Raw genomic sequence first — 19,191 nt, forward strand, 5'->3', positions numbered from 1 at the left:
CACAACGTGACCGCCTGCGTTCAGGATGCTCGCGTTGGAAGGTTTTGTCAGGCACCGGAAGGAGGGAGATCGAGGCTCTGACGGTGGTGGTCCATCCAAGGCAAGGAGAAGGACCATGAACACCAACCACACCAAGAGCTTCATCACCGCAATGGCGGCCGCGATCTGCATCGGCGGAGCGTGGGCCACTCCGGCACAGGCCACGAAGGCTGACCATGGCGCAGGCCGCCCGGCAGCGGTGGACGAGATCGACGTCGGCCAGGTCGTTGCCATGCGCAAGGCGCAGATGGCCCGCGACCACGTCGCCCGCGCGGCCGTCCGGGCAGCCTACGCGGATGACCGGCGTGAGCACGCCGCGTACGACCCGTGGGCCGCAATCCAGGCCGACTACGTCAGGTACGTGACCGCTTCGGCGCATCGGGCCGCCGCAGACCACTGCGCCGCCACAGCGGAGTGAAGGCCAGGGGGTCTCAGCGGAGAGGCCAAGGTCGGGCCTGGCTGCGGCCACCGCAGCGCAGCACGGGTGACGGAGACGTGCCGCGACCCAGGCTCACGGGCTCGCGGCACGTCTCCGGTGCTCCTTCGTCGCCCGGCCAAATCTATAGAACATGTGTGCGAATCGATGTAGAATGAGACATGGCCCTGGAGCAGCTCACGACGACGTCGGCCCCCGTGCTCGACGGTGTGCTGGATGCTGCCGCAGAGGCCACCCGCGCTGAGACCCTCGCCGCGGCGCGCAGGTTCGAGCTCGCGGCGGCCTGGGCGGAGGCGCATCCCGCGCCGGTCGAGGACCTGGTCGATGAGATCGTGGACGAGGCCGGGGTGCTGATCATGTACGGCGACCAGCCGCTGACCATCGCCGGTGAGGGTGCCCCGCAGATGGCGGAGTTCGCGGTCGCGGAGTTCGCCGCCGCCTGCGGGCTGTCCACCTTCCAGGGCCGCGCACTGATCGGGTCGGCGGTGGAGGCCAAGCACCGGCTCCCCGACATCTACGTCCGCACGATCAGCGGGCAGGTGCCGGTGTGGAAGGTGCGTCGGGTCACCGACCGCACCCACCGCCTCACCGCCGCGGCGGCGGCGCAGGTCGACGCCGAGCTCGCACCGATCCTGGGCTCGTGCTCGTTCGCGCAGATCGAACGGGCCGTCGAGGCCGCGGCGGCCGAGGCCGACCCCGAGCACGCCGAGGACACCCGCCTGGAGCCCCACAACGCCCCGCACGTCCAGGTGCGGTTCCACGACGCCCACCTCTACGGCGGGCGGGTCCCGTTCTTCGGGCTGCTGGACTACCCCGACGCCCTCGCCTTCGAGGCCACCGTCCAGGCCAAAGCCGGCGAGCTCGCCGACGAGCACCCCGACCTCACCCTGGATGAGCGCCGCGCCCTCGCCCTGGGCCGCCTCACCCCCACCACCGGCACCGGCGCTGCCAGCCCGACAAAAGAGATCGTGGTCTACGCCCACTACACGCCCGAGGATCGACACGGGATCGTGGACGTCGAGCGCCTCGGCGCCACCACCCTGGAGCAGGTGGCGGAGTGGTGCACCCAGTCCGCCACCAAGATCACCGTCCGGCCGGTGCTCGACCTGGACCTCGAGATCGGCACCGAGACCTACCGGCCCACCCCGCGGCAGCGCGACCAAGCCGTCCTGACCTGCCCCACCTGCGTGTTCCCCGGCTGCGGCCGCCACGCCCGCGGCTGCGACCTCGACCACATCATCCCGTTCGACCCCGACAACCCTGACGGCGGGAAGACGACGTCGTGGAACCTCGCCCCGTTGTGTCGCCTGCACCACCGACTCAAGACATTGGGGTTCTGGACCTATCGGCGCCTGACCCGCACGTCCTTAGAGTGGACATCACCCTCAGGACGGACCTACCTGGTCGACCACACCCACCAACGCCGACGAACCCGCTGACCCCCACCCCACCGGCACCGCCGGTGGGGCAACAACCATGCCCGGGGTCACGCCGACGCGAAGCCCGTCTCCTCGGCGCCGCCGAAGTGGCCACGCAGCACCGGGCGTACGTCGCCGCGGGTGCCGACCCAGCCGACGCCCGGCTCCAGATGACGGATCAACCGGGCGGGGGCACCGCCGACGACCGTGTGGTCGGCGACCTCGCCGCGCACGACCGAGCCGGCCGCGACGACGACGTTCCGGCCGATCGTCGCGCCGGGCAGGATGATCGCGCCGTGGCCGATCCATGAGCCCGACCCGATCCGGACCGGCTGGTGGGCGCCGAACTGCTCGCCGATCGGCAGGTGCGGGTCCTGGTAGCCGTGGCTGGCGTCGCACACGAAGACGTCCTGGCCGAACCACACGTCGTCGCCGACGTCGATCGAGGCGTGCGCGACCAGGCTGCACCGCGCGCCGATCACGCAGCGGTCGCCGATGACCAGGCCGCGCTCGGGGATGCCCGGGTCGCCGGGTCCGTAGCCGACCGAAAGCGTCACGTGCCGCCCGACGAGCGTGCCCGTCCCGAGGTGGATCGACGACGTACCCATGAGCGTCGCCGACGGGAAGCCGATGCTGGTGTCGGCACCGAAGGAGCCGAACTCCTCGGCCGCCCGCGTGCCCGGCGTGATCTCGCCGAGGCGGTCGAGCCAGCGCCAGCCGGCGAGAGCGCCGCGGTTCAGCAGCCGCTTCGTGTGCATGCCCACGGACGGAGAGTAGCCGCCTGCGATGATCCGGTGGTGCCCTGCGCGATCCCCGACTTCCTCGAGCTGATCGCCCAGCTGCCTGCCGTCGGCGACCACCCGACCGACCGGTGGACGCGCTACGAGGTGGCCGGTCACACGTTCGGCTACCTCTGGCCGCGCACCAGCACGGTCGGCCTCAAGCAGACGCTGGCGGAGCAGCTGGCACTGGTGGCCGAGCGGCCCGAGGTCTTCGAGGTGCAGTTCACCGCGGGCGCCTTCGGCTGGGTCGTGGTCCACCTGGAGGGGGTCGAGCGCGACGAGCTCGGCGAGCTGACCTTCGAGGCATGGCGGCTCACCGCGCCCGCGGATCTCGTCGCGGAGCGCGCCGACGAGCTGCCGACGTAGTTGGATACGCGCATGGCGAACTACGCGGACTTCCAGATCGGTCTCTACTTCGCGGGCCTGGGCGGCGAGGTGCCGGCGTACCCGCTCACCTTCGCCGGGCTCGAGAAGGCCGCGCAGGAGAAGATGGAGCACCGCCTCTGGGACTACGTCGCGGGCGGCGCTGGCGACGAGCACACCCAGCGCGGGAACGTCGAGGCCTTCGGCCGCTGGGGGATCGTGCCGCGGATGCTGGTGGGAGCCGCCGAGCGCGACCTGTCCGTCGAGCTCTTCGGCCACACCCTGCCGTCGCCGCTGCTGATGTCGCCGATCGGCGTGCTCGGCGTGATGACCGACGACGAGCACGGCGACCTCGCCGTGGCGGCGGCGTCCGCGAGCTCCGGCGTCCCGATGGTCGCGTCGACGCTGATGCAGGATCCGATGGAGGACGTCGCCGCTGCGCTCGGCGACACCCCGGGCTTCTTCCAGCTCTACACGCCCAACGACCGCGAGGTCGCCGAGAGCCTCGTACGCCGCGCCGAGGCCGCGGGCTTCCGGGGCCTCGTGGTCACCCTCGACACGTGGACGCTGGGCTATCGGCCGCGCGACCTGCAGCACGCGACGTTCCCGCAGCTGCGCGGCTACTGCCTTGCCAACTACTTCTCCGACCCGGTCTTCCGCTCCCGGCTCGCCACCCCGCCCGAGGAGGACCCCGGCGCCGCCGCCCTCGCCTGGGCGCTGATGTTCGGCAGCCCGACGTTGAGCTGGGACGACCTCGCGTGGCTGCGCGACCTGACCGACCTGCCGCTGCTGCTCAAGGGCATCTGCCACCCCGACGACGTACGCCGCGCTCGCGACGAGGGCGTCGACGGCATCTACTGCTCCAACCACGGCGGCCGCCAGGCGGCGAGCGCCCCGGCGCTCGACCTGCTCCCCGCGGTGGTGGACGCGGCCGACGGGATGCCGGTCGTCTTCGACTCCGGCGTCCGCTCCGGCGCCGATGTCGTCAAGGCGCTGGCCCTCGGCGCCACGGCCGTCGGCATCGGCCGTCCCTACGGGTACGGCGCGGTCCTCGGCGGCACCGCCGGCGTCGAGTTCGTGCTGTCCTGCCTGCTCGCCGAGACCGACCTGACGATGGGCCTCAACGGCTACGCCAGCATCGCCGACCTCACCCGGGACGTGCTGGTGCGCTGCTGATCCGGGCACCTCCCACGGCCCAGCCCTTCAGGAACGAAGCTCTGCGGCCGATGTCGAATTCAGGCTCCGTGGTTCGTGGAGTCAGTGAGAGCACGATTCGGCAGCGAGGAGGCGCCGTCATGTGGGACACCCCCCAGAGCAACCAGCAGCACCTGTCGCACGACCTTCCGTGCGCCCGCTGCGGCCACGCCACGCACACCTACCTGGCCTGCAGCGACACCTGTGGCTGCGTGCCGCCCGCCGCTCCCGGCACCGCCCAGCTCGCCGCCTGATCGGAAGTCCACGAGAATCGACGATTGCGGCCCGGTGTGGGCAATGTCACAGTGAGTCCACTGTGACACCTGCCCGGGAGGTCGAACCATGCGTCGCTCGTTGGTCGTAGCCCTTGTCTTCACCGTCATCGCGGCGCTCGCCGCGGGACTGAGCACCGCCACCGCAACACCGACGGCCAACGCAGGCAGGGACCCGGACCAGCTGGACGTCTACACCGCGACGGTGAGGCCGGCCGAGATGCCGGTGGTCACCGAGGCGGGGGTCGACGTGAGCGGCCAGCGACGCGTCGCGTCCGGCGTACAGCTCGACATGGTCCTCGACCAGGCGGACGCCGAACGGCTCCGGAGCCAGGGCATCGACCTGAAGCTCACGCGGGTCAAGGGCGGCCAGACGGTCCGTCAGTTCGCGGCCGCGCAGGCCGTCAGCGGCTTCAACGTCTGGCGGTCGTACGACGAGCAGGGCGGCATCCGCGACCAGCTCTACGCCGCGGCGCGCCAGAACCCCCAGCTCGTCAAGCTGGTGGTGCTCGGCCGGACCGCGCAGGGTCGCGAGATCCTGGCGGTCAAGGTGACCGAGGGCGCGCGCGGCCAGAAGGACGGCCGCAAGCCCGCGGTCCTCTACAGCGGCACGCAGCACGCTCGCGAGTGGATCGCCACCGAGGTGGTCCGGCGCCTGATGAACCACTACATCGACGGATGGCGCGACAACGACCGCTCGATCCGCAAGCTGCTCAAGTCGACCGAGCTGTGGTTCGTCCCCGTCGCCAACCCCGACGGCTACCAGTACACGTTCGACAACGAGCGCCTGTGGCGCAAGAACCTGCGCGACAACAACGGCAACGGCGAGGTCGACGGCGGCGACGGCGTCGACCCCAACCGCAACTACCCCAGCCACTGGGGCTGGGACGAGGAGGGCTCCTCGTCCATCCCCTCCAGCGGTACCTACCGCGGTCCGGCGCCGAGGTCCGAGCCCGAGACGCGGGCGCTGGCCGGGCTGCTCGACCGGATCGGGTTCTCCTTCCAGGTCAACTACCACTCCAACGGCCAGTGGCTGCTCTACGCGGAGGGCTGGCAGACGGGGACGCCGAGCGCCGACGACCCGATCTACTACGCGATGTCGGGCAACCTCGACGACCCGGCGATCGCCGACTTCCACCCGGGCCTGAGCTCCGACGTCCTCTACGTCACCAACGGTGAGACCACCGACTACGCCCACGCGGAGACGGGCGCGCTGGCCTGGACCCCGGAGCTGTCGGAGGGCTGCGACGGCTGCGGCTTCGTGTTCCCGGACGACGAGGCCCTGGTGCAGGAGGAGTTCGAGCGCAACCTGCCGTTCGCCCAGTCCGTGGCCGACTCGGCGCAGGACCCGGACGACCCGGAGACCGTCACCGGCATCGAGACCAAGCCCTTCTACATCGACAGCGAGGACCCCTACAAGCGCAGCAACCCGGGTGTCCAGCTGAGCTTCACCAAGTCGTACGGCGACCCGCAGCCGGTCGCCGTGCTGGCCAAGCGGAGCCTCGGACGGGTGACGCTGCACTGGCGTATCAACGGCGGACGGGAGCACACCGCGCGGACGTCGGAGTGGGAGGGCGGCACGCGGTACGACCCTGCGTCCGTCTACTACCACCAGATGCGCGGCGTCGTGCGCGGCACCGACCCCGGCGACTCCGTCCGGGTCTGGTTCACCGGTGGCGGCGAGCGGAGTGAGTCCTTCACCTACGACGCCGTCTCCGAGACCGACAACGACGTGCTCGTCGTGGCGGCCGAGGACTACACGGGTGCCTCGCCGAACCAGACGGCCGGCCCCCACTACGCCGACACGTACGTCGACGCGCTGGCCGCCAACGGCGAGGATGCCGACCTCTACGACGTCGACGCCGCGGGCCGCCTCGCACCGGACGCCCTCGGCGTGCTCAGCCACTATGACGCGGTGGTCTGGGAGACCGGCAACGACCTCGTGACCCGCACGGCCGGCCTGGGGGGCGGCAACGCTGACCTGCTGGCCCTCGACGAGATCCTCCAGTTCCGTTCGTACCTGAACGAGGGCGGACGGGTGCTGTTCGCCGGCGACTCCGCGGGCCAGCAGTACACCAACAACGTGGGCAACCAGATGTACGACCCGAAGGGCGAGGTCGCCTGCACCCCGCCGCCCGCGGACATCGACCCGCGGCGGTGCCTGCCGCTGTGGGGCTCGTTCGGCGGCGGTGACCAGACCCACGACGTGCTGCAGTACTACCTGGGCGCGTACCTCTCCGTGCCAGCCGACGGCCTCGACGACGCGGGCGCAGCGTTCGACGCCCGAGGCGTCGACGACCCGTTCGCGGGATTCTCGTGGGGCCTCGACGACCCCTTCGCCGACACGAACACGGTCCGCAGGTCGTCGTTCCTGTCGACCAGCGGCATCCTGCCGCCCGACCAGTTCCCGCACTTCGACACCTGGCCGGCCGCGCGGTACGAGAAGCCGGGCGGGCCGTTCGACCCGCACTCGGGCAGCCAGTACGTCTACTCCCAGATCGCCGACGTCTCCTACAAGCGGCTGACCCGCGAGATCGCGGTGCCGGCGGCGGGCGGATCGATGACGTTCTGGACGTCGTACGACACCGAGTCGCACTGGGACCACCTGTTCGTGGAGGCGCGCACGCCCGGCCAGGACAACTGGACGACGTTGCCGGACGCCAACGGCCACACGACGCAGGAGACCGGCGACAGCTGTCCGTTGGCGACCTCCGGCGGCTGGCGGACCCTGCACCCGCACCTGGACCACTACCAGACGCAGGTCGGCGCGGACGCGTGCTCGCCGACCGGTACGACGGGCGCCTGGCACGCGGCGAGCGGGAACTCCGCCGGCTGGCAGGACTGGAGGATCGACCTCTCGGCGTACGCCGGCCAGACCGTCGAGATCTCGATCGCCTACGCCAGCGACTGGGCGACGCAGGGCATCGGCGTCTTCCTCGACGACATCACGCTCCCCGACGGGACCAGCACGTCGTTCGAGACCGACCTCGGCGGCTGGGCGGTCACCGGGCCGCCTCCGGGTGGCTCGACGAACGCCAACAACTTCGAGCGCACCGACGCGTCCGGCTTCCCGGTCGGCAACGTCATCGCCACGCCGCAGTCGCTGCTGATGGGCTTCGGGCTCGAGGGCGTCTCGACCGAAGCAGAGCGGAACGAGGTGATGGGACGAGCCCTCGACCACCTGCTCGACTGACGAACCAAGGCCGAGGGCCCCGCACAGTCCTGTGCGGGGCCCTCGTGCTGTGTGGCAGGTGTGAGCCAGCCGACCTTTGACTTCAAGTACTTGAAGTTCCTACGGTCGATGGAGTGAGTGCACGTACTGACCAGCACAGCTACACGATCAAGGAAGCGGCCGCGCTGACGGGGCTTCCGGCGAGCACGCTGCGCTACTACGAGTCGATCGGGGTGATCTCGCCGATCAGCCGCGGCGCGAGCAGCAAGCACCGCGTCTACGACGAGGACGACCTCGACCAGCTGATGGCGGTCGCCTGCCTGGCGGCCACCGGCATGTCCGTGAGCGACATGCGGCAGTACGTGGCGAACGGACAGCTCGGCCCCGGCGCAGCCAGGGAGCAGATCGAGCTCCTGGTCGAGCAGGGGCGGCGGCTGGCGCTCGAGGCCGAGCACCTCGCCCTGCGTCGGCGGTACGTCCGGCTCAAGATCGACTACTGGCACGCCGTCCAGGCGGGCGACGACGCCCGCACCGAGCTCCTGTCGAGCGAGGCGCGTGCCCTGGCCGACCAGCTCAGGGACGCCAGGAAGCCGTAGCGAGGGCCGGTGCCGCCGGCGGACCCATGAGTTCCGCCGGTCGGATCCTCCGCGCGTGCCCATCTCACATCCACCAACCGATCCTGCGAAGTCACACGAAGGAGCACTTCTCATGCGCGTCAACGCGTACGCGGCACCCGCCGCAGGCCAGCCCCTGGCCCTCACCACCATCGAGCGTCGTGAGGTCGGACCCAACGACGTGCTGATCGAGATCCAGTACGCCGGCATCTGCCACTCCGACATCCACACCGTCAACGGCGACTGGGGCCGCCAGCCGTTCCCGGTCGTCCCCGGCCACGAGATCGTCGGCATCGTCACCGAGACCGGAGGCGAGGTCACCCGCCACCGGGTCGGCGACCGGGTCGGTGTCGGCTGCATGGTCAACTCCTGCGGAGAGTGCGTCAACTGCCGCAACGGCGACGAGCAGCACTGCCTCGACGGCATGGTGCCCACCTATGCCGGCACCGACCGCGACGGCACGACCACGCAGGGCGGCTACTCCACCCACGTCGTGGTCGACGCCGACTACGTCCTCTCGGTCCCCGACGGCCTCGACCCGGCCGCCGCCGCTCCGCTGCTGTGCGCCGGCATCACCACCTACGCACCCCTGCGCCGCTGGGGCGCCGGACCGGGCAAGCGGGTGGCGATCGTCGGCCTCGGCGGCCTCGGCCACATGGCCGTCAAGTTCGCCCACGCCCTCGGGGCTGAGGTCACCGTCCTGTCGCAGTCGCTGAAGAAGCAGGAGGACGGCCTGCGGCTGGGTGCCGACCACTACCACGCCACCTCCGACCCCGGCACCTTCGAGCAGCTGGCCGGCCGGTTCGACCTGATCATCAACACCGTCAGCGCGAGCATCGACCTCGACGCCTACCTCGGGCTGCTCGGCGTCGACGGCACCCTGGTCAACGTCGGCGCCCCGGCAGAGCCGCTGAGCGTCAACGTGTTCTCGCTCATCGGCGCCCGCCGTTCCTTCGCCGGGTCGATGATCGGCGGCATCGCCCTGACCCAGGAGATGCTGGACTTCTGTGCCGAGCACAACATCGGCGCCGAGGTCGAGGTCATCTCCGCGGACAAGGTCAACCAGGCCTACGAGCGAGTGCTCGCCTCCGACGTCCGCTACCGGTTCGTCATCGACACCAGCACCCTCTCCTGACCACCAGGAACGCCGAAGGCCCCGCACAGTCACTGTGCGGGGCCTTCGTCTGTGGCAGGTGCAGGATTCGAACCTGCGAAGGCAAAGCCGACGGATTTACAGTCCGCTCCCATTGGCCGCTCGGGCAACCTGCCTCAGCGCTTCCTGGCGGGCCCGTTTGGCCCGCTGGCAGCAAGGCGAAACAATAGCGCAGGCACATCAGCGGCACGAAACCGGCGAACCGCCGGCTGAGAGGGAGAAGACATGGCCGACTCGTCGTTCGACATCGTCAGCAAGATCGACCGCCAGGAGGTCGACAACGCGCTCGGCCAGACCGCGCGCGAGATCGCGACCAGGTTCGACTTCAAGGGCACGGGCGCGACGATCGAGTGGCAGGGCGAGCACGCGATCGAGATCTCGGCGTCGGCCGACGACCGCGCGAACGCCGTCCTCGACGTCTTCAAGTCCAAGCTCGTGAAGCGCGACGTGAGCCTCAAGGTGCTCGACGCCTCCGAGCCGCGCCAGAGCGGCCAGCAGAGCAAGATCGCGATCGCGCTCAAGGAGGGCATCTCCTCCGAGGACGCCAAGAAGGTCTCGAAGCTGATCCGCGACGAGGGCCCCAAGGGCGTCAAGGCCCAGATCCAGGGCGACGAGCTGCGGGTGTCGTCCAAGAAGCGCGACGACCTCCAGGCCGTGATCGCGCTGGTCAAGGCCCAGGACTACGACTTCGCGGTGCAGTTCACGAACTACCGCTGAGGTAGCCGGTCACCGACTCCAGGCGCGCCCCCTCGGTGAGGTGGACGAGCACCTCCCGGGTCGTGACGACCGGTACGGCGTGCACGCGGCGTACGCCGACCGTCCGGCCGGCGGCGACCACGGCGCCGTCCGCGACGACCTCGTGGCGGTCGACCCGCTGGCCGTCACCGAGGTCCTCGCGGAGCTCGAGGTGGTCGAGCCGGACCGGTTGTGGCCAGCTCGCGCGCACGACGCCCGGCGCGACCTGCTCGAGCGTCGCCGGGAGTGGGTCGCGGAACCGTCGCGCCAGCTCGTCGGTGAGCTCGAGCAGGCGGGCCCGGTCACGCTCGTCGGTCAGGCCGCGCCGGTCGGGCGGAACGTTGAGCAGCAGCCCGGCGCCGAGGCCGACGGAGCGGTACCAGATCTCCAGGAGCTGGTCGCGGCTCTTGAGGGAGTCGAGGTCGTCGGGCTGCCAGAACCAGTTCGCGCGGATCGGCACGTCGCACTCCGGCGGCAGGTAGCGCAGGTCGGCCAGACCGTCGTCCTCGGTCGCGTAGACGCTGCGGCGGGTGACGGCGGTGACGTACTCGACCGGGTCGGCGGCGATCCCGTCCTCGTTGCCCACCCAGCGGATCGTCGGACGGCCCATGTTGAAGACCATCGCGTCGGGCTGGTGCCGGTCGACGACGGCCATGTAGCGGTCCCAGTCGTACTCGCGGCCCTCCGAGCCGGCACCGTCGAACCACAGCTCGGCGAGCTCGCCGTACTGCGTGCACAGCTCGGTCAGCTGCGCGGCATAGAAGTCGTCGTACGCCGCGGGGTCCGCGTAGCAGGCGGCGTTGCGGTCCCACGGCGAGAGGTAGAGCCCGGCGCCGATGCCGGCCTCGGCGCACGCGTCGGTCAGCAGCCGTACGACGTCCCCGCGCCCACCTCGCCACGGGGACGCACGCACCGAGTAGTCGGTGGTGGCGGTCGGCCAGAGGCAGAACCCGTCGTGGTGCTTCGCGGTCAGCACGACGTAGCGCGCGCCGGCCGCCACCGCCGTCTCGACCCACTGCCGCGGGTCGCAGCTCGTCGGGTCGAAGCTCGACGCCGGGAGCGTCCCGTCGCTCCACTCCACGCCGTTGAAGGTGTTCACGCCGAAGTGCAGGAACAGGCCGAAGCCGGCCCGCTGCCAGCGCAGCTGGGCCTCGGTGGGTCTCGTGCTCATCTCAGTCGGGGAGCGCAAGCTTCTTCGTCTCGAAGTGCTGGTAGTCCTTCAGGGAGTTGAAGTCCCCGCCCCAGAAGAAGCCCTGGTGGCGGAACGCCTTCTCCACGACGTCGTTCTTGGTGATCATGCCCGGGCGTACGTCGCTGCGGTCGAGGTACTCGACCCCGGCCTCCGGGAGGACCGTCGTCCCGCGGACGTACGGGTTCTCGACGGTGTTGATGTCGATCGCCTGTCCGTAGGAGTGGATCGAGAACCGGTCCGTCGTGCCGGTGATCGGCCGGCAGTTGAACGCCGAGGTGTTGTCCGCCGCCATCGAGGCGTCGTCGGACCCGCCATAGCTCTCGATCAGCTCCATCCGACGGATCGGGAACCGGTGCTCGAAGAGCACCCGGAAGGCCGCCACCACGTCCTGGGCGACCAGCCGGTGCACCATGAGCTGTCCACCGCTGTGGACGGCACCGTCGAAGCCCACGAAGTTCATCTCGATGATGCGGAGGTCGTCGATCGGCACCGGGCAGCCCGGCTTCCAGGAGACCCCGATCATCGCCGCCCGGGTCTCCTCGTCGACGGTTCGGATCGTGGCCTGGAAGCCGGGCTCCGACGCGGCCGGCGACCCGAGAGGGACGAGCAGGCCGAGAGCCAGGACGAGCGTGGACAGGACACCCGAGATGCGCATGCTTCGGACCCTAGTCCGCACGCGACCTCACGTCACCGCCTGACGGTCAACCGGCAGCGACCACCATCGACGGGACGGTCGTGGCGCCGGAGGCCGGCGTCACCCACACCCGCACGCCCGGCTCGACGCCGAGCTGGCGGGCGTGCGTGCGGGTCAGCACGACCAGGACGTCCTCGCCGTCGTCGGTGAGCACGTTGACGCGGACCTCGAAGCCGACCCGCAGCACCCGCGAGACCGTGCCCTCGGCGGCACCGGCGAGCTGCGGTGTCGTCGACACGTGCACGTCGTGGGGCCGGAGGAGCACGCCGCCCAGCGTGGTGACCTCGCCGAGGAAGCCCATCACGAAGTCGTTGGCGGGCTCGTCGTACAGCTGGTCCGGCGTGCCGACCTGCTCGACCCTGCCGTCGTTGATGACGACGATCTCGTCGGCGACCTCCATCGCCTCCTCCTGGTCGTGGGTGACGAAGACGGTGGTCACGTGGACCTCGTCGTGCAGCCGGCGGAGCCAGTCGCGCAGCTCCTTGCGGACCTTCGCGTCGAGCGCGCCGAACGGCTCGTCGAGCAGCAGCACCGTGGGCTCCACAGCGAGCGCGCGGGCCAGGGCCATGCGCTGGCGCTGACCGCCGGAGAGCTGCGAGGGCAGGCGGTGCGAGAACTGCGAGAGGTGCACGAGGCGCAGCAGCTCGTCGACCCGCGCCTCGATCTCGGCCTTGGGACGCTTGCGGATCTCGAGGCCGAACGCGACGTTCTTCGCGACCGTCATGTGCTTGAAGACGGCGTAGTGCTGGAAGACGAAGCCGACGTTGCGCTTCTGCGGGGGCAGCTTCGTCGCGTCCGTCCCCTCGATGCTGACCCTGCCGGTGTCGGCGGTCTCGAGGCCCGCGATGACGCGCAGCAGCGTGGACTTGCCGCCGCCCGACGGCCCGAGGAGCGCGGTGAGCTGCCCGGTCGGGATCGTCAGGCTGACGTCGTCGAGGGCGACGAAGTCGCCGTAGGTCTTGGTGATTCCGGTGATGTCGATGCTCATGTCTGCTCCTGTCTCAGTGCTCGTCCCGGGGTCGGAGTACGGCGACCACGACCAGGCAGGCGATGCAGAGCATCACCAGCAGGAACGCGATCGCGTAGGCCGAGCCTTGAGCGAAGTTCTGGTACTTCTCCTCCACCATCAGCGTGGCGGTCTGGGTCTTCCCGCTGACGTTGTTCGACACGACCTTCACCGCGCCGAACTCACCGACGGACCGGGCGAGGCTGAGCACCACGCCGTACACGACCGCCCACTTGATGCTGGGCAGCGTGATCCGCCAGAAGGTCTGCGGCGCGTTCGCGCCGAGGCTGCGGGCCGCCTGCTCCTGCTCGTCCCCGACCTCCGCGAGCGTCGGGACGACCTCGCGGATCACCAGGGGCAGCGCGACGAAGCAGGTGGCCATGATCAGGCCGGGCGTCGCGAAGATGACCTGGAGCCCGCTGGACTCCAGCGTCGTGCCGAACCAGCCGTCGCGGCCGTTGTAGACCAGCACCAGCGCCAGGCCGACCACCACCGGGGAGACCGAGAGCGGGACGTCGATCAGCGCCGACAGCAGGCGCTTGCCGGGGAACTCGTAGCGGACGAGCAGGATCGAGATCGTCACGCCGAAGACGAGGTTGATGACCACGGCGATGCCGGCCACCTGGGCGGTGAGCAGCAGCGCCGAGATCACGTCCTCGTCGCCTAGCGCGTCCATCAGGTTCGTCAGGCCGCCCTCGAAGGTACGGCGGAACAGCATGCCGACCGGCCACGCGACGAGGAAGAACACGTAGCCGATGGCCAGCAGGCGCAGGGTCCAGCGGACGGGTGCGGATACCTCAACCACGGCGCGCCACCCGCCTCTGGACGATGTCGAGCACCACGATCACGAAGAGCGCGACCGCGAGCATCACCGAGGCGACCGCCGCGGCGGAGGCGTAGCTGCCGTTCTCGATGAAGGACAGCATGCGCACCGAGGCGACCTCGGTCTCGTTGGGCCGGTTGCCGCTGAGCAGCACCAGCGAGCCGTACTCCGAGATCGCACGCGCGAAGCTGAGTGCCGCGCCCGCGGTGATCGCGGGCACCAGGCTCGGCAGCAGGATCCGGCGGAAGATGGTGCCCCGCTTCGCGCCGAGCGACGCTGCAGCCTCCTCGACGTCCGCCTCGAGCTCCTCGAGCACGGGCTGCACGGTGCGGACGATGAAGGGCAGCGTGACGAAGGCCAGGGCCAGCGCCACCGACTTCTCGGTGAACGCCCAGTGCAGGCCGATCGGGCTGTTGGGCCCGTACAGCGCCAGCAGCACCAGGCCCGCGACGACCGTCGGCAGCGCGAACGGGATGTCGATGACGACGTTGAGGACCGTCTTGCCGGGGAACCGGTCCCGGACCAGCACCCAGGCGATGATCGTGCCCATCACGATGTTGACGACGGTCACCAGGGCGGCCTGGACCACGGTCAGCTTGAGCGCGTTCCAGGTCTGCGGGTCGGTGAGCACGTCGACGTAGTTGGCCCAGCCGCCGGCGGCCGCGGCTGCGACGATGGCCGCCAGCGGCACCAGCACGAGCAGGCTGAACCACAGCATCGCGATGCCGAGGCCCAGCCCGGCGCCGGGCGTGAGCGTGTTGCGTGGGGACGTACGGCGTACGCGGCCGGGCCGGCCCCCGGGATCGGGAGCCGGCCGGCCTGCGTCGATCGTCGCCCCGGAGAGGGCGGCGGTCATTACTCCTCGCCCTCCTTGCCGAGGTCCTGCTGGAGCTCGGTCACGATGCCGAGGGGGTTGCCCTCCTGGCCATCGCCGAAGAACTTGTCGGCGGCCTCGCCCCACCCGTTGAAGTTCTCGTCGATCGTGTAGAGCGTCTCCGGGGCCGGGAACGGGTCGCTCGGGTCGTTGGCGCCGTCGACCTCCGGGATCTCCACGCCGTCGACGACCGGCCGGAAGCCGGACGCGGCGTAGTCCGCCTGGGCCTCGGGGCCGGTGATGAACTCCAGGAACGCCTGCGCGCTGTCACCGGCCTCCGTCGTCACCGCCGCCGGGTTCTCGATCAGCAGGGTGTCCGGCGGGACGACGTAGTCGACGTCCGCACCGCTCTGCTTGGCGAGGATCGCCTCGTTCTCGTAGGAGAGCAGCACGTCGCCGCTGCCGTCGGTGAACGCGGTGGTCGCCTCACGACCGCTCGCGGGCAGCGCGATGGTGTTGTTCAGGAGCTTGGTCAGGTAGTCGCGGCCGGCCGCCTCGTCGTCGGCGCCACCCGTGGCGTGCGCCCAGCCCGCGAGGATGTTCCACCGGGCGGAGCCGGAGGAGCCCGGGTTGGGCGTGATGATCTCGACGCCCGGCTTCACCAGGTCGTCCCAGGTCTGGATGTTCTCGGGGTTGCCGGCCCGGACCACGAAGACCACCACGGACGAGGTGGCGATGCCCTTGGTCGGGTTGTCCTTCCAGTCCTCGGCCACGAGGCCCTCGTCCACGAGTCGGGTCACGTCGGTCTCCAGCGAGTAGTGGACGACGTCGGCCTCCGACCCTGCGACGACCGCGCGGCTCTGGTCACCGGAGGCGCCGTACGACGGCTCGAAGTCGACCCCGTCACCGGCGTCGGTGTCCTGGAAGTCCTCGAACACCGGCTCGTTGGCCGCCTCCATCACGGAGAACGCACTCAGGTGGATGGTCTCGTCGCTGTCCGAACCGTCCGCGGTAGAGCAGCCGGTCAAGGCCAGCACCCCGGCGACCGCAGCCGCCGCAACCTTGATCGTTGTCTTCATCTCTCCTCATTCCTCCGCCCACACCGGGGGCGTTTCTGGTGAATGAGAAGGAGATTACTCGACTTAAGGGGGTTAATGTCCAATGCCCACTTTCTGGACGGGGGTGTGTCGCGACTCACGGCCCGCTCCGCCGCCCACCAGCAGAGACGGGTTCGGCCCGCCCGGAGCGGCGTCTATCGTGGTAAGTCGGAAGGCGGCAGCGCGAAACTGGAACACGTTCCAGATTTCGCGTACCGCGAGTACGATCGAGGCGGTCGTCCGCCCGCCACGGCACGTGGGCTGGCGACCCGAGCACGCAATCCGAGGGAAGTGGGCACGTCCCGTGTCAAACAAGCAGGTCAAGCAGCTCGACCGGGTGATCATCCGGTTCGCAGGCGACTCCGGCGACGGCATGCAGCTGACTGGCGACCGGTTCACCCAGGAGTCGGCGGTCTTCGGCAACGACCTCGTGACGCTGCCGAACTTCCCCGCCGAGATCCGGGCGCCCCAGGGCACCCTGCCCGGCGTCTCGTCGTTCCAGGTGCACTTCGCCGACCACGACATCCTGACCGCGGGCGACGCACCCGACGTGCTGGTCGCGATGAACCCCGCGGCACTCAAGGCCAACCTCGGCGACCTGCCCAAGGGCGCGACCGTCATCGTCGACACCCACGACTTCAGTCCCCGCAACCTGACCAAGGCCGGCTACGACGCCAACCCGCTCGACCTGCTGGGCGACGCCAACGACCCGCTCGGCGAGTTCCAGGTGCACCCCGTCGACCTGACCGGCATGACCGTCGAGGCGGTCAAGGAGTTCGGGCTGTCGCGCAAGGACGCCGCCCGCGCGAAGAACATGTTCGCGCTCGGCCTGCTGTCCTGGATGTACGGCCGCCCGACCGACCCGACGGTGACGTTCCTGGAGCGGCGGTTCGCGAAGGTCGCCGACATCCGCGACGCCAACATCACGGCGTTCAAGGCCGGCTGGAACTTCGGCGAGACCACCGAGGCGTTCGTCGTCCAGTACGAGATCAAGCCCGCCCCGATGGCGCCGGGCACCTACCGCAACATCACCGGCAACCTGGCGCTCGCCTACGGGCTCATCGCGGGCAGCGTCCAGTCCGGACTCCCGCTCTTCCTCGGGTCCTACCCGATCACGCCGGCCTCCGACATCCTCCACGAGCTGAGCAAGCACAAGGCCTTCGGCGTCACGACGCTCCAGGCCGAGGACGAGATCGCCGGCATCGGCTCGGCGATCGGCGCCTCCTTCGCCGGCTCGCTCGCCGTCACCACGACCTCCGGCCCCGGCATCGCGCTGAAGTCCGAGGCGATCGGGCTGGCCGTGATGACCGAGCTCCCCCTCATCGTGGTCGACGTCCAGCGCGGCGGGCCGTCCACCGGCCTGCCGACCAAGACCGAGCAGGCCGACCTGCTGCAGGCGATGTACGGCCGCAACGGCGAGGCGCCGGTGCCGATCGTGGCGCCGCAGTCGCCGGGCGACTGCTTCGACGCGGCCGTCGAGGCGGCCCGGATCGCGATCACCTACCGCACCCCGGTGATGCTGCTCTCCGACGGCTACCTCGCCAACGGCTCCGAGCCGTGGCGGATCCCCGAGGTCGCGGACCTGCCCACGATCGACCCGAAGTTCGCGACCGACCGCAACAAGACGGTCGTCGCCAAGGACGGCACCGAGTCCGAGGAGTACTGGCCCTACCTCCGCGACGAGGAGACCCTCGCGCGTCCGTGGGCCGTCCCGGGCACCGCCGGCCTCGAGCACCGCATCGGTGGCCTCGAGAAGGGCGACGGGCACGGCAACATCTCCTACGACCCCGGCAACCACGACTTCATGGTCCGCACCCGCCAGGCCAAGATCGACCGGATCGCCGAGTCGCTGCCGCCGCTCGAGGTCGACGACCCGAGTGGCCGCGCGAAGGTGCTGGTGATCGGCTGGGGCTCGACGTACGGCCCCATCGGCGCCGGCGTACGCCGGGTGCGCAAGGCCGGCCACAACGTCGCGCAGGTGCACCTGCGCCACCTCAACCCGTTCCCCAAGGACCTCGGCGAGATCCTCGCGCGCTACGACAAGGTGCTGGTGCCCGAGATGAACCTCGGCCAGCTCAGCATGCTGCTGCGTGCGAAGTACCTCGTCGACGCCATCGGCTACAACCACGTCCGCGGACTACCGCTCAAGGCGGCCGAGCTGGCCGAGGCCATCGGCGGCCTCGTCGCCGACGCCGAGGGCATCGAGGTCGACCTCTCCGTTCCCCAGGAGGCGAACAAGTGAGCACGACTGAGCTCCCCTTCCCCGGGCTCCGCTCGGGCGTCGAGGGCGTCCCCACGACCGACCAGCCGCAGACCGGCAAGGACTTCACCAGCGACCAGGAGGTCCGCTGGTGCCCCGGCTGCGGTGACTACGCCGTCCTCAAGGCCGTGCAGGGCTTCCTGCCCGACCTCGGCCTGCGCCGCGAGAACATCGTGTTCGTCTCCGGCATCGGCTGCTCGTCGCGGTTCCCCTATTACCTCGACACCTACGGCATGCACTCGATCCACGGCCGCGCGCCGTCGATCGCGACCGGCATCGCCACGGCCCGCGAGGACCTGTCGGTCTGGGTCGTCACCGGTGACGGCGACGCGCTGTCGATCGGCGGCAACCACCTGATCCACGCGCTGCGCCGCAACGTGAACATGACGATCCTGCTGTTCAACAACCGGATCTACGGGCTGACCAAGGGCCAGTACTCCCCCACCTCCGAGGCCGGCAAGATCACCAAGTCGACCCCGATGGGCTCGCTCGACCACCCGTTCAACCCGGTGTCCCTGGCGCTGGGGGCGGAGGGCTCGTTCGTTGCCCGCACGATCGACTCCGACCGCAAGCACCTCACCTCGGTGCTGTCCGCGGCCGCCGCCCACCGCGGCACGTCGTTCGTGGAGATCTACCAGAACTGCCCGATCTTCAACGACGGCGCGTTCGACGCGATCAAGAGCCCCGACACCAAGGCCGACGCGATCATCCCGCTGGTGCACGGCGAGCCGATCCGGTTCGGCGCTCCCACCGAATCAGGGCAGGGCGCCAAGGGCCTGATCCGCGACAGCGAGACCGGCGGCGTGAAGGTCGTCGACGTCGCCGACGTGGGCGAGGGCTCCGTGCTCGTGCACGACGCCCACAACCCCGACCCGAGCACGGCGTTCGCGATCTCGCGGCTCACCGACTCCGGCTACCTCAACCAGTCCCCGATCGGCATCTTCCGCCAGGTCGAGCGGCCGACGTACGACGACGGCGCCCGCGGCCAGATCGCCTCGGCCCAGGACGCGGCCCCCGGGGAGCCGAGCGACCGCCTGGCCGCGCTGATCGGCGGCGGCGACACCTGGACGATCGTCTGACGATCGGCCTGACAGGCTCCAGACACAGGAAGGTCCCCGCCCGAGAGC

General features: G+C 70.2%; 18 protein-coding genes and 1 tRNA gene. 11 read left to right on the top strand and 8 right to left on the bottom strand.

Annotation, left to right across the window (positions count from 1 at the left end; genetic code table 11):
- The first annotated feature begins 115 nt into the window (after positions 1–115).
- Both ACFQQI_RS20365 and ACFQQI_RS20370 read left to right on the top strand, forming a co-directional pair.
- Complete coding sequence (locus ACFQQI_RS20365; protein ID WP_378567958.1) at positions 116–457, top strand: hypothetical protein; 342 nt, start codon at positions 116–118, stop codon at positions 455–457.
- Between the two features lie 179 nt (positions 458–636).
- Positions 637–1,914 carry an HNH endonuclease signature motif containing protein gene (locus ACFQQI_RS20370; protein ID WP_378567961.1) on the top strand — a complete coding sequence of 426 codons (1,278 nt, stop codon included), beginning with the start codon at positions 637–639 and terminating at the stop codon, positions 1,912–1,914.
- Between the two features lie 47 nt (positions 1,915–1,961).
- On the opposite strand, the gene ACFQQI_RS20375 is transcribed toward ACFQQI_RS20370, so the two are convergent.
- Positions 1,962–2,651: an acyltransferase gene (locus tag ACFQQI_RS20375; protein ID WP_378569044.1), complete on the bottom strand. Its 690-nt coding sequence runs from the start codon at positions 2,649–2,651 to the stop codon at positions 1,962–1,964.
- A gap of 39 nt (positions 2,652–2,690) precedes the next feature.
- Here ACFQQI_RS20375 and ACFQQI_RS20380 point away from each other — a divergent pair, with 39 nt between their 5' ends.
- The 6 genes from ACFQQI_RS20380 to ACFQQI_RS20405 all read left to right on the top strand — a co-directional run bounded on the left by ACFQQI_RS20380 (position 2,691) and on the right by ACFQQI_RS20405 (position 9,425).
- On the top strand, positions 2,691–3,041 hold the full coding sequence (locus ACFQQI_RS20380; RefSeq protein WP_378567964.1) for an MmcQ/YjbR family DNA-binding protein: 351 nt from the start codon (positions 2,691–2,693) through the stop codon (positions 3,039–3,041).
- Between the two features lie 12 nt (positions 3,042–3,053).
- Positions 3,054–4,214 (top strand): alpha-hydroxy-acid oxidizing protein, encoded by a 1,161-nt coding sequence (locus ACFQQI_RS20385; RefSeq protein ID WP_378567967.1) that lies wholly within the window; start codon positions 3,054–3,056, stop codon positions 4,212–4,214.
- Between the two features lie 119 nt (positions 4,215–4,333).
- Positions 4,334–4,486, top strand: coding sequence for a hypothetical protein (locus ACFQQI_RS20390; protein WP_378567970.1), 153 nt, complete (start codon positions 4,334–4,336; stop codon positions 4,484–4,486).
- Between the two features lie 88 nt (positions 4,487–4,574).
- Complete coding sequence (locus ACFQQI_RS20395) at positions 4,575–7,697, top strand: M14 family zinc carboxypeptidase (protein WP_378567972.1); 3,123 nt, start codon at positions 4,575–4,577, stop codon at positions 7,695–7,697.
- Between the two features lie 113 nt (positions 7,698–7,810).
- On the top strand, positions 7,811–8,272 hold the full coding sequence (locus tag ACFQQI_RS20400) for a MerR family transcriptional regulator (RefSeq protein WP_378567975.1): 462 nt from the start codon (positions 7,811–7,813) through the stop codon (positions 8,270–8,272).
- 112 nt (positions 8,273–8,384) lie between these two features.
- The gene (locus ACFQQI_RS20405; RefSeq protein WP_378567978.1) at positions 8,385–9,425 is read left to right on the top strand and encodes an NAD(P)-dependent alcohol dehydrogenase; all 1,041 of its coding nucleotides are present in this window, start codon (positions 8,385–8,387) and stop codon (positions 9,423–9,425) included.
- A 52-nt stretch (positions 9,426–9,477) separates the two neighbouring features.
- On the opposite strand, the gene ACFQQI_RS20410 is transcribed toward ACFQQI_RS20405, so the two are convergent.
- A tRNA-Tyr gene (locus ACFQQI_RS20410) sits at positions 9,478–9,559 on the bottom strand.
- Positions 9,560–9,668: 109 nt separating this feature from the next.
- On the opposite strand from ACFQQI_RS20410, the gene ACFQQI_RS20415 reads away from it, so the two are divergent.
- Positions 9,669–10,160, top strand: coding sequence for a YajQ family cyclic di-GMP-binding protein (locus ACFQQI_RS20415; RefSeq protein WP_378567980.1), 492 nt, complete (start codon positions 9,669–9,671; stop codon positions 10,158–10,160).
- On the opposite strand, the gene ACFQQI_RS20420 is transcribed toward ACFQQI_RS20415, so the two are convergent.
- Genes ACFQQI_RS20420 through ACFQQI_RS20445 form a run of 6 tightly spaced genes read right to left on the bottom strand, consistent with a single transcriptional unit; the run spans position 10,144 to position 15,786 of the window.
- A complete protein-coding gene (locus ACFQQI_RS20420; RefSeq protein WP_378567983.1) occupies positions 10,144–11,349 on the bottom strand; it encodes an alpha-L-fucosidase in 1,206 nt (401 codons plus the stop codon). The two genes, ACFQQI_RS20415 and ACFQQI_RS20420, sit on opposite strands and share 17 nt — an antisense overlap.
- A gap of 1 nt (position 11,350) precedes the next feature.
- Positions 11,351–12,025 (bottom strand): M15 family metallopeptidase, encoded by a 675-nt coding sequence (locus ACFQQI_RS20425; protein ID WP_378567986.1) that lies wholly within the window; start codon positions 12,023–12,025, stop codon positions 11,351–11,353.
- A 46-nt stretch (positions 12,026–12,071) separates the two neighbouring features.
- The gene (locus ACFQQI_RS20430) at positions 12,072–13,052 is read right to left on the bottom strand and encodes a sulfate/molybdate ABC transporter ATP-binding protein (RefSeq protein WP_378567989.1); all 981 of its coding nucleotides are present in this window, start codon (positions 13,050–13,052) and stop codon (positions 12,072–12,074) included.
- 13 nt (positions 13,053–13,065) lie between these two features.
- Positions 13,066–13,875, bottom strand: coding sequence for a sulfate ABC transporter permease subunit (locus tag ACFQQI_RS20435; RefSeq protein WP_378567992.1), 810 nt, complete (start codon positions 13,873–13,875; stop codon positions 13,066–13,068).
- Positions 13,868–14,749 carry a sulfate ABC transporter permease subunit CysT gene (gene cysT, locus ACFQQI_RS20440; RefSeq protein ID WP_378567995.1) on the bottom strand — a complete coding sequence of 294 codons (882 nt, stop codon included), beginning with the start codon at positions 14,747–14,749 and terminating at the stop codon, positions 13,868–13,870. The genes ACFQQI_RS20435 and cysT overlap by 8 nt, the downstream gene beginning before the upstream one ends.
- On the bottom strand, positions 14,749–15,786 hold the full coding sequence (locus tag ACFQQI_RS20445) for a sulfate ABC transporter substrate-binding protein (RefSeq protein WP_378567998.1): 1,038 nt from the start codon (positions 15,784–15,786) through the stop codon (positions 14,749–14,751). Before ACFQQI_RS20445 ends, cysT begins: the two co-directional genes overlap by 1 nt.
- A gap of 322 nt (positions 15,787–16,108) precedes the next feature.
- Here ACFQQI_RS20445 and ACFQQI_RS20450 point away from each other — a divergent pair, with 322 nt between their 5' ends.
- Positions 16,109–18,046 (top strand): 2-oxoacid:acceptor oxidoreductase subunit alpha, encoded by a 1,938-nt coding sequence (locus ACFQQI_RS20450; RefSeq protein ID WP_378568001.1) that lies wholly within the window; start codon positions 16,109–16,111, stop codon positions 18,044–18,046.
- On the top strand, positions 18,043–19,143 hold the full coding sequence (locus tag ACFQQI_RS20455) for a 2-oxoacid:ferredoxin oxidoreductase subunit beta (protein WP_378568004.1): 1,101 nt from the start codon (positions 18,043–18,045) through the stop codon (positions 19,141–19,143). The genes ACFQQI_RS20450 and ACFQQI_RS20455 overlap by 4 nt, the downstream gene beginning before the upstream one ends.
- Positions 19,144–19,191: the final 48 nt, after the last annotated feature.

The organism is Nocardioides sp. GCM10030259, assembly GCF_042666375.1.
In the GTDB taxonomy this organism is placed as follows: domain Bacteria; phylum Actinomycetota; class Actinomycetes; order Propionibacteriales; family Nocardioidaceae; genus Nocardioides.

Bases quoted from the DNA above. Each gene is read 5' to 3' on its own strand.
- ACFQQI_RS20420 (WP_378567983.1), bottom strand. From the start codon at position 11,349: ATGAGCACGAGACCCACCGAGGCCCAGCTGCGCTGGCAGCGGGCCGGC.
- ACFQQI_RS20370 (WP_378567961.1), top strand. From the start codon at position 637: ATGGCCCTGGAGCAGCTCACGACGACGTCGGCCCCCGTGCTCGACGGT.
- ACFQQI_RS20445 (WP_378567998.1), bottom strand. From the start codon at position 15,786: ATGAAGACAACGATCAAGGTTGCGGCGGCTGCGGTCGCCGGGGTGCTG.
- ACFQQI_RS20390 (WP_378567970.1), top strand. From the start codon at position 4,334: ATGTGGGACACCCCCCAGAGCAACCAGCAGCACCTGTCGCACGACCTT.
- ACFQQI_RS20415 (WP_378567980.1), top strand. From the start codon at position 9,669: ATGGCCGACTCGTCGTTCGACATCGTCAGCAAGATCGACCGCCAGGAG.
- ACFQQI_RS20375 (WP_378569044.1), bottom strand. From the start codon at position 2,651: ATGCACACGAAGCGGCTGCTGAACCGCGGCGCTCTCGCCGGCTGGCGC.
- ACFQQI_RS20365 (WP_378567958.1), top strand. From the start codon at position 116: ATGAACACCAACCACACCAAGAGCTTCATCACCGCAATGGCGGCCGCG.
- ACFQQI_RS20425 (WP_378567986.1), bottom strand. From the start codon at position 12,025: ATGCGCATCTCGGGTGTCCTGTCCACGCTCGTCCTGGCTCTCGGCCTG.
- ACFQQI_RS20430 (WP_378567989.1), bottom strand. From the start codon at position 13,052: ATGAGCATCGACATCACCGGAATCACCAAGACCTACGGCGACTTCGTC.
- ACFQQI_RS20385 (WP_378567967.1), top strand. From the start codon at position 3,054: ATGGCGAACTACGCGGACTTCCAGATCGGTCTCTACTTCGCGGGCCTG.
- ACFQQI_RS20405 (WP_378567978.1), top strand. From the start codon at position 8,385: ATGCGCGTCAACGCGTACGCGGCACCCGCCGCAGGCCAGCCCCTGGCC.
- cysT (WP_378567995.1), bottom strand. From the start codon at position 14,749: ATGACCGCCGCCCTCTCCGGGGCGACGATCGACGCAGGCCGGCCGGCT.
- ACFQQI_RS20395 (WP_378567972.1), top strand. From the start codon at position 4,575: ATGCGTCGCTCGTTGGTCGTAGCCCTTGTCTTCACCGTCATCGCGGCG.